Raw genomic sequence first — 13,972 nt, forward strand, 5'->3', positions numbered from 1 at the left:
GTGTCAGGGGTGTCGGGTCAGCCAGAGGTGATCGGTCGAATTGTCCGGTGCGGCCGGGGTGTAACCGGCCCCGGTCTGGAGGACCAGGTCGAAGGCCTCGGCGCGGATGCGCCGGTCGGTGTACTGCAGTACCACCACACCGGCGGTGAACGGCGCGGTCAGGATCTGCCCGATGGCGGCACCGACCGTCGTCAGCACCAGCCCGGTGAAGATTGCCCCGGAGCCGTCCGGGCCGGCCATGCCGATGAGGACCTGCCCGCCGATGGTGAACGGCACGGACACCGCGCCGGCGATGATCCCGGCCAGCAGCATGGCCAGCAGGCGGATGCCGAAGACCCGCCAGAAGTCGTGGCGCACCAGGGCGAACGACCGCTCGATCGCGGCGATGACCGGTAACCGCTCCAGCACGACCAGCGTGGGCGTGAAACTCAGTTTGGTGAACACGAAGGACAGCCCGACGATCATGCCGAGCACCAGTGGGATGCCGACGAAGAAGGCGATCCAGCCGTTGAGGGCGATCGCGACGACGGCGATGATGCCGGCGACCGCGGCGACCAGTAGACCGACGCCGAGGGTCTCCAGCGCTGTGACACCGAGGAGTGGAAGGAGCCGGGGACGTAGTCGTTGCCATGCCTCGCCGGCGGTGATGCCCGCACCGAAGATGGCTCGACCGATGATCACGGTGAGCATACCGCTGAGCAGGATGGCGGCGATCCAGGTCGCCAGTACGCCGGCGAGGCTGCCGATGACGGAGCCGGCCAGCAGCGCGGCATCGTCGTACTGACCGGTGATGCCTGCGGGGTCGAGCGCCCCGCCGGAGGCCAGCGGCCACACCTGCAGTGCGAAGGACAACAGCTGGGATGCCAGCACCACGATGGTCGTGAGACCGAGTGTGGTTTTCGGATTCGACCGGATGTAGCCGAATGCGCCGTTGAGGATGTCCGAGAGGTTCAGCGGTCGCAGCGGGATGATGCCGGGCTGAAATGCTTGCAGCGGTGGTGGCGCAGGGTAGTACGGCTGATGTCCGCCCGCGGTGCCGGTCATGGGAACCATCCTGCCTGGGCGGGCGGCCGGTGTCAGGAAGCGGGTGGGGCGGACTTCAAAGCGGCGAAGGCGCGGCGCTCGACGAGCAGGGCGATGTAGTCGCGCACGGCACTCTCGAGGAAGTGCTGATGGGCCGCGGCAACCGTGGTGCGAATCGTGTCGGCGGGAACATCGGTGAACTGTTTGACCAGACGATCCTCAACCGCGGCGATTTGTTCACTTTCCGGCAACTTCAGCACGGCGATCATCTTTCTCGACGGTCGACGGCACGGTCAAGGTGTCGGACTCGGCACGTGCCGAGGCGTTGCTCACAACCGCCACAAGGCCTGTTGGCTGGTGTTGGCGATGAGCGCACCCGCGACGTCATAGAACCCGCCGACCACCAATCCGCGCGAGTGACTGTTGCCCAGCGAATCGACCTCGTAGCTGTGCCACTGGCCGGGATCGAACGGCCGATGGAACCACACCGAGTGGTCCAGGCTGGTTGCGAAGCCCACGCCCGGTGTGAACGGCGTGCCCGGTGGCCGGGCTGCGGGGACCGGGCCGATATCGGATATGAACGTCAGGGTGCACGCCCTGATCAGGGGATCGTCCTCGATCGGGCCGCGACTGCGAATCCAGAAGGGCGGCAGCACGAACCGTGTGGTGTCTGCGGGATCACAGCGCAGTTCCAGCCAGTCGGCGAAGTCCAGGTCCGGTGTCTTGGGGACGGCGACTTCCAGCGGCACGCCGGGTGGCCTGGGTGGGTGCCAGTCCGCGCCGTCCTCGGGGATCTGGAAGGACGCGATCATCTCCAGGATGACCTTGCCGTTCTGACGTGCGGTCACCCGGCGGGTGTCGAAGGACCGGCCGTCGCGGGTTCGTTCGACTTCCAATTCCACGTCGACACCGAACTCACCACCGCGCACGAAGTACGCGTGCAATGACTGAGGATATTTGCCCGGATCGACGGTCGCTCCGGCCGCGCCGAGCGCCTGGGCGGCGATGAGACCGCCGAACAGCCGCATACCGGGTACACCCAGCTGCGGGGCCAGGAACAGGTCACCGTCACGGTCGAAATCGAGGAGGGCGGCCATCCAACTCGGTTCGGTCATCATCGAACTGTACCAACCGTTTGGTTGGGGGCTGGAAGTCCGGTTCAGGTCACTTGGTGACTAGTGGTCTCCATGCCCGCGTTGGGGTATCGGCGGCTGCGGCACGACAGGGTAGTCACCGGTGTACCCGAGGCGTTGCTGGGCCATGGTCATGACCTTGCTGCGCACCGCGTACCAGCCCGCCACCAGCATCGGTCCGATCACCAGGATCGCGATCAGATTCCAGATGTTCTCGTAACACATCAGCGCGGTCACCGCAGCGAGGAAGGCCAGCGTCGCGTAACTGGTGTACGGCGTGCCAGGGAGTCGGAACTTCGGTCGCGTCAAGATGCCCTTGCGCTCCCAGCGCCACAGTTGGATCTGACAGGCCATGATCATCGCCCAGGTCGAGATGATGCCCAAGGCGGACAGATCGAGCGCGATGTTGAAGGCCTCTTCTGGGACGAACAGGTTGAGCACCACGCCGAGCAAGGTGAGCACGCCGGTCAGTGCGATACCGCCGAAAGGCACACCGTTTCGGTTCATGACGCCGGTGAACGACGGTGCGGAACCGTTCATGGCCATCGAGCGCAGGATGCGCCCGGTGGAGTACAGGCCGGCATTGAGGCTGGACATCGCCGCTGTCAGCACGACGAGGTTCATGATGCCGCCGGCCGCCGGCACCCCGATCTTGGAGAAGAAGGTGACAAATGGGCTCTCGCCGGCACGGTAGGTGGTGTAGGGCAACAGCAGCGCCAGCAGGATCAGCGATCCGACGTAGAACACGGCAATGCGCAGGATCACCGAGTTTATGGCACGGGGCATCACCTTGGCCGGCTCGGCGGTCTCGCCGGCCGCGATGCCGACCAATTCGACTGCGGCATAGGCGAAAATGACGCCGGAGGTGACGATCACCAAGGAGAACATCCCGGTGGGCAGCAATCCGCCGTTATCGCTGATGACGCTGAAACCGGTTGTCGCCCCTTCGATTTCGAAACGACCGGCCAAGAACACTATCCCGACGACCAGGAACGTCACCAGTGCCGCCACCTTGATGATCGACGCCCAGAACTCCATCTCGCCGAACAGTTTCACCGAGATGATGTTCATGGTGAGAACGATGCCCAGTGCGATCAGGGCGATGAGCCACTGCGGTATCGCCTCGAACATGCCCCAGAAGTGCACGTAGAGCGCCACCGCGGTCACGTCGACGATGGCGGTTGCGGCCCAGTTGAAGAAGTACAACCACCCGGTCACGAATGCCGTCTTCTCCCCGAAGAACTCGCGTGCGTAGGAGACGAAGGATCCCGACGAGGGGCGATGGAGTACCAGCTCACCGAGGGCCCGCATGATGAAGAAGACGAAAACGCCGCAGAACGCGTACACCAGGAACAGTCCTGGCCCGGCATCATGTAGCCGGCTACCGGCGCCCATGAAGAGGCCGGTGCCGATGGCCCCGCCGATGGCGATCATCTGGATCTGACGTGGTTTGAGGGATTTGTGGTACCCCTCCTCCTCATGTGCCAGTGCCGAATTGTCATACGTGGCATCGGTCGACATATCGCTCCCTGGATGTATCGGTCTTCGACGCTCACCGTTGGGCGCGGGGTGTACTGGCCAGAGCGTATGCCCGGTCGACAGGCGCCGAAACTTTCAGCGTGTAAACATTGTGCTAACTGGCGCCACCGGTCGGGATGTCGCGCAACGTGTGAACGACGATCCCGGCGAACTCTGTGCACGAGTCATAGCGGGCTGCAGGGCTTTTCGCCAGTGCCTTGGCGAAAACCGAATCGAGGCTGCGGGGCAGCCATCGGCGCCGGCCACTCAACCGCGGTGGTGAATCATTCAGGTGCGCAAAGGTTATGGCGAAAGCGGTGGGTCGGGGGTACGGCGGCAATCCGGTGAGCCATTCGAGCACGGTGGCGGCGAACGCGTACAAGTCTGTTGCGGGCGAGAGCTGTTCACCGGTGAGCAGCTCGGGTGCGGCGTAGAATATCGATCCGCTGATGCGGCCGTTGCGGGGTAGTGCTGACACCTCGTCGATGATCTGCGCGATGCCGAAATCACTGAGATAGGCGTCGAGGCGGTCGGTGGTGAGCAGGACATTCGTGGGTTTGACATCGCGGTGCAACACGTCCATCGAATGGGCGTAGTCCAACGCTTCGGCGATCTGGGTGCAGGCGCGCAACACCGCGGCGGCGTCCGCGTCGGTGGCGGGCGCGGGGACCAGTACCGAGGAGTCCGGTCCGTCGATGTATTGCATCGCCATCCATGGCGTCGACGGCTCCGTGGGCAGCGTGCCCATCTCGTACATGGCGACGATATGCGGGTGGGTGAGCGCGGCGGCCAGTGTGAACTCTCTGGCAAAACGTTCCCGGGCGCGGTCGGCGGCGGCCGGGTCGGCGCGCAGCACCTTCAGTGCGACAGGTCCGGACGGGCCGAGCGCGCGATAGACATCGGCGCTCGAGCCCCTGCCGAGCAACGTGTCGATGGTGTAGCGCCGACGCTCCCCGTCCTCGCACTCGGCGCCGGCGATGATGTCACCGGTGCGGAACACAGGCCAAGGGTATGCGCGTCCGGATGCCTTCGCAGGGCGGCATCACAGCGGGGTGGCATGAAAAAGGCCCTGACCGATCTCCCGGTCAGGGCCTACTTCTGCGAGTCGGGGTGGCGGGATTTGAACCCACGACCTCTTCGTCCCGAACGAAGCACGCTACCAAGCTGCGCCACACCCCGAGTGAAGCCACGACAGCGTATCGCACCGGGTGGCCGGAAAGCCAAACGGCCTCCCGAGGCTGGGGAGCGGGGTTTCGAATGCGTGCCGAACGGGGCATCCACGAGCTTGAAGCAGGTTCCGGGAAGCAACCGACGCCCACCCGGCGTTGTACCACCCGAAGGACACCGTCGGGGGCGTCCGCACACAGAAACGAGGCCGATATGACCGACCTGGGAGCGTTCGTCTACATCACGTTCTTCGGCGTCGCGGCGTTGTGGCTGTACCTGTCCGGGCGTGGACCCGTGCGCGGATCCGACGCCGCCGAGGATCAGTTCCAGCGTCCCGAGGACTCGAATTCGGCCAGCTTCGCCGCCGATGTAGAGGAGTCCAACCCCTGGCTGCTGAGCCATTCCGCATCGAAGTAGGTATCGCGGTACCGGTCGCCGCTGTCGGCGAGCAGTGTCACCACCGAACCGCTCCGCCCGGCCGCCATCATGTCCGCCAGCAGCGCGAACGCGCCCCACACGTTGGTGCCTGTCGACGGCCCCACCCGGCGACCCAACACCTTGCTGACATGGTGGGCCGCGGCCACCGATGCGCAGTCGGGCACGGTCATCATCCGGTCCACCACACCGGGCATGAACGACGGCTCCACCCGTGGGCGGCCGATACCCTCTATCCGCGATGACACCCCGGTCTCGATATCGAGGCGGCCCTGCTCGTAGGCCGGGAAGAAGGCCGAGTTCTCCGGATCCACGACACAAAGCGCAGTGCGGTGACGCCGATACCGCAGATAGCGCCCGATGGTGGCGCTGGTGCCCCCGGTGCCGGCGCCGACGACGATCCAGTCCGGTATGGGATGGGCCTCCCGGGCCATCTGCTCGAAGATCGATTCGGCGATGTTGTTGTTCCCCCGCCAGTCGGTGGCCCGCTCGGCATTGGTGAACTGGTCGAGATAGTGACCGCCGGTCTCGCGGGCCAACCGTTCGGCCTCCTCGTAGACCTGCGCTGAGCGGTCCACGAAATGGCAACGGCCGCCCTGAGATTCGATCAGCGATACTTTGGCGGCACTCGTCGAGCTCGGCATCACGGCAATGAAGGGCAGTCCGAGCATCGCCGCGAAGTACGCCTCGGAGACCGCGGTGGAACCCGATGACGCCTCGATCACCGTGGTGCCGGGACCGATCCAGCCATTGCACAGGGCGTACAGGAACAGCGAACGCGCAAGCCGGTGTTTGAGACTGCCGGTGATATGGGTCGTCTCGTCCTTGAGATACAACGCCACATCGAAGCGGTCCGCCCACGCCGATGGCAGTGGGTAGCGCAACAGGTGGGTGTCCGCACTGCGATGGGCATCGGCCTCGATCAGCCGGACCGCATTGTCGACCCAGTCGCGGGCGCTCACCGTACCGATGCGGTCGGATGTGCCTGTCCGGCGTGGGTTCCGATGGCCGGTCCGGTGGCAGGCGCGGCGACCAGGGTGAGCAGGGTGGCCTCCGGGCGGCAGCAGAACCGCACCGGCGCGTACGGCGATGTGCCGAGCCCGGCCGAGACGTGCAGCTTCATGTCCGCGCCCCACTGCGACGCACCCTTGGCGCGTGAACGGTCCAGATCGCAGTTGGTGGCCACGGCCCCGTAGAACGGCAGGCACAGCTGCCCGCCATGGGTGTGCCCGGCGAGCACCAGCTGATATCCGTCGGCAGCGAAACGGTCCAGCACCCACGGCTCGGGCGAGTGCGTGACACCGAGCGAGAGATTGGCCTTCGCGCTGGGCGGCCCCGCGATGGTGTCGTAGCGATCCCGCTTCAGATGGGGGTCGTCGACGCCCGCGGCGGCGATCTGCAGGCCGGCGACCTCGAACTCGCGGCGGACATGGGTCATGTCCAGCCAGCCGCGCTCGGTGAACGCCGCGCGCAGATCCTGCCACGGCAACGGGTCTCCGTGGATGCGTCGCTTCTTGTTGAACAGGTAGTTGGTCGGATTCTTTGGCTTGGGCGCGAAGTAGTCGTTGCTGCCGAAGACGAAGACACCCGGAACCGACAGCAGATCACCGAGGGCCTGTACCACGGCCGGGACAGCCTTCTGATGGGACAGGTTGTCACCGGTGTTGACCACCAGATCCGGCTGCAAGGACACCAGCTCACGCAGCCACTCCTGCTTGCGTCGCTGACGCGGCAGCATGTGCAGATCCGACAGGTGCAGTACCCGTAGCGGGGTCGACCCCGGGGTGAGCACCGGCATGGTCAGCTCCCGAAGCGCGAACGCGTTGCGCTCGATCAACGACGCGTAACCGATGCCGGCGACCAGGCTGCCTGCGGCGATAGCGGCGGTGTTCTTCAGGTGCGACATGGCAGCAGTTTACTCACCAGATCACGGTGGCGGCGGTGGTGCAGGTGGCGGGGGTGGTCCGAGCACCGGCACGGTGATCGGCGGAAGACCCGGAATCTGAACCACCGTGGAGCCCACCATCGGCGGCAGGCCCGGGATGCCCGCCGGCGGCGGCGGAGGCGCCGGCGGGATGCCATTGCTGGTGAGGATGGTGATGATCGAGCCCGGAATGGTCTGTCCGGTCGGCGACGTGCCCACCACGGCACCGCGCGGAGAGCCGGAATTCACCTCGGTCGGCTGATCGGCCACCTGGAATCCGGCGGCGCGCAACCGGTCCCGCGCCATGCTCAGATCCATTCCGGCAACGCTGGGGACCCGTGATCCCGGACCGCCGTCGACATAACGCGGATCCGTCGGCGGCAGCACCACGGTGTCCGGTGTCAGCGGTTTCATCGCGGTGAACCAGGTGCGGGCGGGCTCGTTACCGCCGAAGAGGTTTCCGGAGCCACACTGCCGCAACGGGAACGAGCACAACTCGCTGGGCTGTGTCGAATCGTCGTAGATGTAGTTGGCGGCGGCGTATTCGCTGGTGAATCCCAGGAAGGCCGACGAGCGGTTGGACTCGGTGGTACCGGTCTTGCCCGACATCGGCAGGCTCCACCCCGCCGAACCGGCGGCCCCCGCCGCGGTGCCGGAACCCCTGTCGTCCTCGCTCATCGCGTTGGCCAGGGTGTTGGCCAACCCCTCGGGGACGACCTGCTCACAGGTCTCGGTGGTCACCGCGACCTCGTTGCCGTGCCGATCGAAGACCTGGGCGATCGGGTTCGGCGGGCACCACACCCCGCCCGAGGCGAGCGTCGCGGCGACATTGGACAGCTCAAGGCCGTTGACCTCGATCGGACCGAGGGTGAACGACCCGATGTTCTGCCGCTTCACGAAATCGGCGAGGCTCTCGTTGCTCTCCGGATCGTAGTCACGCGCGGTCCCCGGTAGCGCGTACGACCGAAGGCCCAACCGGACCGACATGTCGACGGCCCGCTGCACCCCGATCTGGGAGATCAGCTTGGCGAAGGCGGTGTTCGGCGAGGTGGCCAGCGCGTCGGTGACGCTCATCGAGTCGCGGTAGCCGCCGGCGTTACGGACGCACCAGGTGGCCGGCGGGCAACCCGGCGAGCTGCTGCTGCCCAGGCCCTTGGCCTGGAATGCCGCGGGCACGGGCAACTGGCTGTTGATGCCCATGCCCATCTCCATCGCTGCGGCGACGGTGAAGATCTTGAACACCGACCCGGCGCCGTTACCGGCCAGCGAGAAGGGTTGCGGCTGCATGGTTTCGCCGGCCTCGGTGTTGAGTCCGTAGGTGCGGTTGCTGGCCATCGCGAGCACCGGGTGTGCTTCCTTGCCCGGCCGGATCACACTCATGACGCTGGCCACCCCGGCGGTGTCGGCGGGAGCGAACTGGTTGACCGCGCTCTTGACCGTGGCCTGCACGTTGGGGTCCAGGGTGGTCTTGATCAGATATCCGCCCTTGGCGACCTGATCCTTGCTCAACCCGGCGCGCGCCAGGTAGTCCAGCGCGTAGTCACAGAAGAACGCGCGGTCCCCGGCGGCGATGCAGCCACGGGGCAGTTCCTTGGGTTGCGGGAGCACTCCGAGCGGCTGCTCGCGGGCGGCGCGCAGCGCCTCGGCCTCCTGCGGGACATTCTCGATCATGGTGTCCAGCACGACATTGCGGCGAGCCAGCGCACCCTCGGGGTTGGTGTACGGGTTGAGCACGCTGGTGGACTGCACCATGCCCGCCAGCAGGGCGGCCTGCTGCCAGTTCAGCTCGCTGGCGTTGATCCCGAAGTAGGTCTGGGCGGCGTCCTGCACGCCGAAGGCGCCGTTGCCGAAGGAGACCAGGTTCAGATACCGAGTGAGGATCTCCGGCTTGGTCAGCGTCTTGTCCAGGGTCAGCGCCATCCGGATCTCGCGCAGCTTGCGGGCCGGCGTGGTCTCGATGGCGGCGCGCTTCTCGGCGTCGGTCTGCGCGACCACCAGCAGCTGGTAGTTCTTCACGTACTGCTGCTCGATGGTCGAACCGCCGCGGGTGTCGAGGTTGCCGGACAGGTAACCCGACAGGCCGGTCAGGGTGCCCTGCCAGTCCACGCCGTTGTGTTCGGCGAACCGCTTGTCCTCGATGGACACGATGGCCAGCTTCATGGTGTTGGCGATCTGCTCGCTGGGCACCTCGAACCGGCGCTGGGTGTAGAGCCAGGCGATCGGGTTGCCCTGCGAGTCGGTCATCGTCGACACCGCGGGGATGTCACCCTCGACCAGTTGGGCCGAGCCGTTGGCAACCACATCGGAGGCGCGGTTGGACATCAGACCGATGCCGCCGACGACAGGAAACATCAGCCCGGCGGCGATCACGGCGGCCAGCAGGCAGCACCACATCAGCTTGATGACCGTCACCGGTACCGGCGGTCGACGCTGGGGCTGGTCGGACATGGGTTACAGCGTAGCCAGCGGGTCCAATCGAGGCCCTCGGGCTGCCATTTCCGGCGTTCTGAGCGGCGGACTGCACGGTCGTCCCAAAAAAGTGTGATCTGACTGTTGCGTAAAAGCCCCTCTACCACCTAGCTTGAACACACAATGCGATTCAGGTAACACTCCTGACGCAATGTGGCGCAGATTACACACGCTTAACAGGGGTCGGAGTAAAGGGGAATGCAGGTGTCGGTTACATCGTCTGCCACGTATAGGAGTGCAGGAACGCACACCCCGACGGCCACTCCGGGAGCCGAGGGCGAAGCCCGCATCGCGTGGGTCTCGCAGGCCCGCTGCCGACAGGCCGATCCCGATGAACTGTTCGTCCGCGGCGCCGCTCAGCGAAAGGCAGCGGTCATCTGCCGGCACTGCCCGGTCATCGCGGAATGCGGCGCCGATGCGCTGGACAACCGCGTCGAATTCGGTGTCTGGGGCGGCATGACCGAGCGTCAGCGCCGCGCACTGCTCAAGCAGCACCCCGAGGTCGTCTCGTGGGCTGATTTCTTCGCCGCTCAGCGTAAGCACCGCAGCGCAGTCTGAGCGGTTCGACCGCTGTTCGTCTGAGCGGTTCGACCGCTGCGCGCCGTCGGGGCGATCAGCTGCCCGTCAGCTGATCACCGATGGCGCGCAGTGCTTCCAGGTCGGACACATCGAACGGTAGCGAGGGCACGCCGACGATCGCGACGTGCGGGTTGGCCCCGGTGAACCGCGACAGCAGTCGCACTTCCCGTTTGGCCGTCGCTGCCCGTGCCGCGTGAATCCGCAGCACCGCCGAACTCACGTTGCCCTCGCCCTTGGTCGCGTCGATCGCCTCGGCGGCCTCGGTCGCCTTGTCGCCCGCCAGATTGCACAGCGTCGGATGAGTGCGGTTGAGGATCAAACCCGCCAGCGGCATGTTCTCGCTGGAAAGTCGGTCGACGAAGAACGACGCCTCGCGCAGGGCATCCGGCTCGGCGGCGGATACGACGACGAACTGGGTGCCACGTCGCTTCAACAACTCGTAGGTGCGGTCGGCCTTCTCCCGGAAACCGCCGAACGTCGCATCCAGTGACTGCACGAATCCTGCAGCGTCGGAGAGCATCTGGGAGCCCAGCACGGTCGACATGCCCTTCATGGCCAGGCCCACCGCGCCGGTGACGATGCGCCCGATGCCGCGGCCCGGCGCCAGCAGCATCCGCCAGAGTCGGCTGTCCATGAAGCTGCCCAGCCGTTTCGGCGCGTCCAGGAAATCCAGCGCGTTGCGTGACGGCGGTGTGTCCACCACCACCAGGTCCCATTTGTCCTCGGCCAGCAGTTGGCCGAGTTTCTCCATGGCCATGTACTCCTGTGTGCCGGCCAGAGACGTTGCGACCGTTTGGTAGAACTGGTTCTCCAGGATCGAGTCGGCGACCCCGGGACCCGAGTACTGCACCACCATCTCGTCGAAGGTGCGCCGCATGTCGAGCATCATCGCGTGCAATTCGCCGGTCACCTCGGGGGCCAGCGGAACACGCTGCGGGTTGTTTCCGAGACTCTCGATGCCCAGTGCCTGGGCGAGTCGCTTGGCCGGGTCGATGGTCAGCACGACGACGGTGCGTCCCAGTTCTGCTGCGCGCAGCGCCATCGCGGCGGCCGTGGTCGTCTTGCCGACACCACCGGCACCGCAGCACACGATGACCCGGTTGCTGGTATCGGCGAGGACGGCGCCCAGATCGAGGGCGGCAGGAGAAGTGCTCATATCAGCTGTTCCTTCGGCTCTTCGCGCGAGCGCTCATCGCACACCTTGGGCGGCGAGTGCTTCGGCCAGTTCGTACAGGCTGCCCAGATCGACACCGTCGGCGATCGCCGGCAGCTGCAGTCGGGCGACGTCGAGCTCTTCGAGCAGCTCGGCACTCTCGGCGCGGGCCCTGATCCGGGTGGCGTGCTGGATCGACTCGGTCAGCAGGCCCGCGAAATCGTCATCGGCCAAGGTGATTCCGGCGGAGCTCAAATCTGCACGGATGGTCTCGGCGTCGAGATCTCCCTGGGCCGCCCGACTGAGATCATCGTGGGCCAGATACGACGGGATGTTGCGGTTGACGATGACGCTGCCGATCGGCAGTTCGAGGTCACGCAGTTCGGCGATCGCCTCGATGGTCTCCTGGACCGGCAGCGCCTCCAGCAGGGTCACCAGGTGGATCGCCGTCAGCTCGGAGTGCAGGATCTTGACCACGCCCTCGGCCTGGGAGTGCACCGGCCCGCCCTTGGCAAGTTCGGAGACCGCCTTGGTGACATCCAAAAATCGGGAGATGCGCCCGGTCGGTGGCGCGTCAACGACGATCGCGTCGTAGGCGCTCTGGCCGGATTTGGCAGTCTTGGTCGGATTGTCGGAGCGGACCACGAGCTCCTTGATCTTTCCGGTCAGCAACACATCGCGCAGGCCCGGGGCGATCGTCGTGGCGAACTCGACTGCACCGATGCGGCGCATCGCGCGCCCGGCGATGCCGAGGTTGTAGAACATGTCGAGGTACTCGAGGAAGGCGGCCTCGGTGTCGATGGCCAGGGCGTTGACCTGACCGCCGCCCTCGGCGGTCGCGATCTTGACCTCCTCATAGGGCAGCGGCGGCACGTCGAAGAGCTGGGCGATGCCCTGGCGTCCCTCGACCTCCACCAGCAACACCTTGCGGCCTCCGGCGGCCAGCGTGAGCGCCAGCGCCGCGGCGATCGTCGACTTGCCCGTGCCCCCCTTGCCGGTGACGAAGTGCAGACGGGCCTTCGTCAGGCGGGACGGCCAGCCGACCGGCCTGCGGTCGTCGGATGCATGTTCCACGCCTGCATGCTATCCATCGCGGGAGCCTCGGCGGATAAGCTCTGCGTCATGACTGAAGTGAGCCGTTGGGAGTACGCCACTGTGCCGTTGCTGACGCACGCCACCAAACAGATTCTCGACCAGTGGGGCTCGGACGGCTGGGAGTTGGTGTCGGTGCTTCCCGGTCCCACCGGTGAGCAGCACGTCGCGTACCTCAAGCGGCCGAAGTGAGTCATTCGCAGCGGCTGGCCGAGCTGGGTATCGAGCTGCCCGAGGTCGTTGCGCCGCTGGCGGCCTACGTGCCCGCGGTGCGGACCGGCAACCTCGTCTACACCTCCGGACAGTTGCCGATCCGGGCCGGCGCACTGGAGGCCACCGGCAAGGTCGGCGCGGAGGTCAGTGCCGAGGACGCCAAGGAACTGGCCCGGCTCTGCGGATTGAACGCGCTGGCCGCGGTGCACGCCCTGGTGGGCATCGACGCGGCGGTGCGAGTGGTCAAGGTGGTCGGATTCGTGGCGTCGGCCAAGGATTTCGACGGACAGCCCGGCGTCATCAACGGCGCTTCCGAACTGTTCGGCGAGGTGTTCGGTGACAGCGGCGCGCATGCACGCTCGGCCGTCGGCGTCTCCGAACTGCCGCGGAACTCACCGGTCGAGGTCGAGATCATCGTCGAGGTCGCGTAGTTGCAGCATCCCGCGTACGGCGAGCTGAGGCCGGTCTGGCAGACCGACAGCGTGTCGGCCTCGGTACTGCTGTGCAACAACCCCGGGATGATGACGCTGGAAGGCACCAACACCTGGGTGTTGCGCGGGCCGGGCAGCGACGAGCTGGTGATCGTCGACCCGGGACCCGATGACGACGAGCACATCGACCGGATCGCTGCGCTGGGCACGATCTCGTTGGTGCTCATCAGTCACAAGCACGGTGACCACACCGATGGCATCGACAAGCTGGTCGATCGCACCGGCGCGGTGGTGCGCGCCATCGGCAGCGGTTTCCTGCGCGGACTCGGTGGGCCGCTGACCGACGGTGAGGTCATCGATGCCGCGGGGACGCGCATCACCGTGCTGGCGACACCGGGACACACCAGCGATTCACTGTCTTTCCTCGTCGAGGGTGCGGTGCTGACCGCCGACACCGTGCTGGGCCGCGGCACCACCGTCATCGACGACGAGGACGGCAGCCTTGGCGCGTATCTGGATTCGCTGCACCGGCTACAGGGGTTGGGGCCGCTGCATGTGCTCCCCGGGCACGGACCCGATCTGGCGAACGTGGCCGAGGTGTCGGCGCAGTACCTGGCCCATCGGCACGATCGACTCGATCAGGTCCGGGCGGCGCTGCGCGAGCTGGGGGAGGACGCCACGGCCAAGCAGATCGTGGCGCACGTCTACACCGATGTGGACGAGAAGCTGTGGCCCGCCGCGGAGAAGTCGACGCAGGCGCAGCTGGACTACCTCAGAAACTGATTTCGGCGCGGAAACGCTCGCTGAGCGAACGAAACCGCGCCGAAATCGGGTG

14 protein-coding genes and 1 tRNA gene are annotated in these 13,972 nt (G+C 66.2%); 4 read left to right on the forward strand and 11 right to left on the reverse strand.

From position 1 onward, the window contains the following. Positions 1-3 precede the first annotated feature (3 nt). From IC40_RS0100360 to ponA2, 9 genes are all read right to left on the reverse strand, one after another. Positions 4-1,044 (reverse strand): DUF7847 domain-containing protein, encoded by a 1,041-nt coding sequence (locus IC40_RS0100360; protein ID WP_051644234.1) that lies wholly within the window; start codon positions 1,042-1,044, stop codon positions 4-6. 32 nt (positions 1,045-1,076) lie between these two features. Continuing rightward, a complete protein-coding gene (locus tag IC40_RS0100365; protein ID WP_030132800.1) occupies positions 1,077-1,292 on the reverse strand; it encodes a three-helix bundle dimerization domain-containing protein in 216 nt (71 codons plus the stop codon). A 60-nt stretch (positions 1,293-1,352) separates the two neighbouring features. Then, on the reverse strand, positions 1,353-2,138 hold the full coding sequence (locus IC40_RS0100370) for an acyl-CoA thioesterase (protein ID WP_030132801.1): 786 nt from the start codon (positions 2,136-2,138) through the stop codon (positions 1,353-1,355). Between the two features lie 60 nt (positions 2,139-2,198). After that, complete coding sequence (locus IC40_RS0100375) at positions 2,199-3,677, reverse strand: amino acid permease (protein WP_030132802.1); 1,479 nt, start codon at positions 3,675-3,677, stop codon at positions 2,199-2,201. Between the two features lie 112 nt (positions 3,678-3,789). Continuing rightward, complete coding sequence (locus IC40_RS0100380) at positions 3,790-4,674, reverse strand: serine/threonine-protein kinase (RefSeq protein ID WP_030132803.1); 885 nt, start codon at positions 4,672-4,674, stop codon at positions 3,790-3,792. A gap of 105 nt (positions 4,675-4,779) precedes the next feature. Beyond that, positions 4,780-4,853, reverse strand: a tRNA-Pro gene (locus IC40_RS0100385). Positions 4,854-5,161: 308 nt separating this feature from the next. Further along, positions 5,162-6,238: an L-cysteine desulfhydrase Cds1 gene (cds1, locus tag IC40_RS0100390; RefSeq protein WP_030132804.1), complete on the reverse strand. Its 1,077-nt coding sequence runs from the start codon at positions 6,236-6,238 to the stop codon at positions 5,162-5,164. Beyond that, a complete protein-coding gene (locus IC40_RS0100395) occupies positions 6,235-7,182 on the reverse strand; it encodes a metallophosphoesterase (protein WP_030132805.1) in 948 nt (315 codons plus the stop codon). The genes cds1 and IC40_RS0100395 overlap by 4 nt, the downstream gene beginning before the upstream one ends. A gap of 21 nt (positions 7,183-7,203) precedes the next feature. Beyond that, positions 7,204-9,648, reverse strand: a complete 2,445-nt coding sequence (gene ponA2 / locus IC40_RS0100400; protein ID WP_030132806.1) for a transglycosylase/D,D-transpeptidase PonA2 — start codon at positions 9,646-9,648, stop codon at positions 7,204-7,206. 219 nt (positions 9,649-9,867) lie between these two features. Between ponA2 and IC40_RS0100405 the strand changes: the two genes are divergently transcribed. Continuing rightward, a complete protein-coding gene (locus tag IC40_RS0100405; protein ID WP_090558736.1) occupies positions 9,868-10,227 on the forward strand; it encodes a WhiB family transcriptional regulator in 360 nt (119 codons plus the stop codon). Between the two features lie 55 nt (positions 10,228-10,282). Here IC40_RS0100405 and bagB read toward each other — a convergent pair whose 3' ends face one another. Both bagB and bagA read right to left on the reverse strand, forming a co-directional pair. Beyond that, positions 10,283-11,404 carry an ArsA family ATPase gene (bagB, locus tag IC40_RS0100410; RefSeq protein WP_030132808.1) on the reverse strand — a complete coding sequence of 374 codons (1,122 nt, stop codon included), beginning with the start codon at positions 11,402-11,404 and terminating at the stop codon, positions 10,283-10,285. Between the two features lie 33 nt (positions 11,405-11,437). Continuing rightward, entirely contained in the window at positions 11,438-12,475 is a 1,038-nt protein-coding gene (gene bagA / locus IC40_RS0100415; RefSeq protein WP_030132809.1) for an ATPase BagA, read from the reverse strand. Between the two features lie 48 nt (positions 12,476-12,523). On the opposite strand from bagA, the gene IC40_RS26340 reads away from it, so the two are divergent. From IC40_RS26340 to IC40_RS0100430, 3 genes are read left to right on the forward strand one after another with little or no spacing between them, the layout of a single operon-like run. Then, positions 12,524-12,685 carry a Sp36 family protein gene (locus IC40_RS26340; protein ID WP_023986385.1) on the forward strand — a complete coding sequence of 54 codons (162 nt, stop codon included), beginning with the start codon at positions 12,524-12,526 and terminating at the stop codon, positions 12,683-12,685. Beyond that, the gene (locus tag IC40_RS0100425; RefSeq protein ID WP_030132810.1) at positions 12,682-13,137 is read left to right on the forward strand and encodes a RidA family protein; all 456 of its coding nucleotides are present in this window, start codon (positions 12,682-12,684) and stop codon (positions 13,135-13,137) included. Before IC40_RS26340 ends, IC40_RS0100425 begins: the two co-directional genes overlap by 4 nt. Further along, complete coding sequence (locus tag IC40_RS0100430; protein WP_030132811.1) at positions 13,138-13,920, forward strand: MBL fold metallo-hydrolase; 783 nt, start codon at positions 13,138-13,140, stop codon at positions 13,918-13,920. Positions 13,921-13,972 lie beyond the last annotated feature (52 nt).

This window comes from Mycolicibacterium neoaurum ATCC 25795 (assembly GCF_000691525.1).
Lineage (GTDB): Bacteria > Actinomycetota > Actinomycetes > Mycobacteriales > Mycobacteriaceae > Mycobacterium > Mycobacterium neoaurum.

Bases quoted from the DNA above. Each gene is read 5' to 3' on its own strand.
- IC40_RS0100360 (WP_051644234.1), bottom strand. From the start codon at position 1,044: ATGACCGGCACCGCGGGCGGACATCAGCCGTACTACCCTGCGCCACCA.
- IC40_RS0100365 (WP_030132800.1), bottom strand. From the start codon at position 1,292: ATGATCGCCGTGCTGAAGTTGCCGGAAAGTGAACAAATCGCCGCGGTT.
- IC40_RS0100370 (WP_030132801.1), bottom strand. From the start codon at position 2,138: ATGACCGAACCGAGTTGGATGGCCGCCCTCCTCGATTTCGACCGTGAC.
- IC40_RS0100375 (WP_030132802.1), bottom strand. From the start codon at position 3,677: ATGTCGACCGATGCCACGTATGACAATTCGGCACTGGCACATGAGGAG.
- IC40_RS0100395 (WP_030132805.1), bottom strand. From the start codon at position 7,182: ATGTCGCACCTGAAGAACACCGCCGCTATCGCCGCAGGCAGCCTGGTC.
- ponA2 (WP_030132806.1), bottom strand. From the start codon at position 9,648: ATGTCCGACCAGCCCCAGCGTCGACCGCCGGTACCGGTGACGGTCATC.
- IC40_RS0100405 (WP_090558736.1), top strand. From the start codon at position 9,868: ATGCAGGTGTCGGTTACATCGTCTGCCACGTATAGGAGTGCAGGAACG.
- bagB (WP_030132808.1), bottom strand. From the start codon at position 11,404: ATGAGCACTTCTCCTGCCGCCCTCGATCTGGGCGCCGTCCTCGCCGAT.
- IC40_RS26340 (WP_023986385.1), top strand. From the start codon at position 12,524: ATGACTGAAGTGAGCCGTTGGGAGTACGCCACTGTGCCGTTGCTGACG.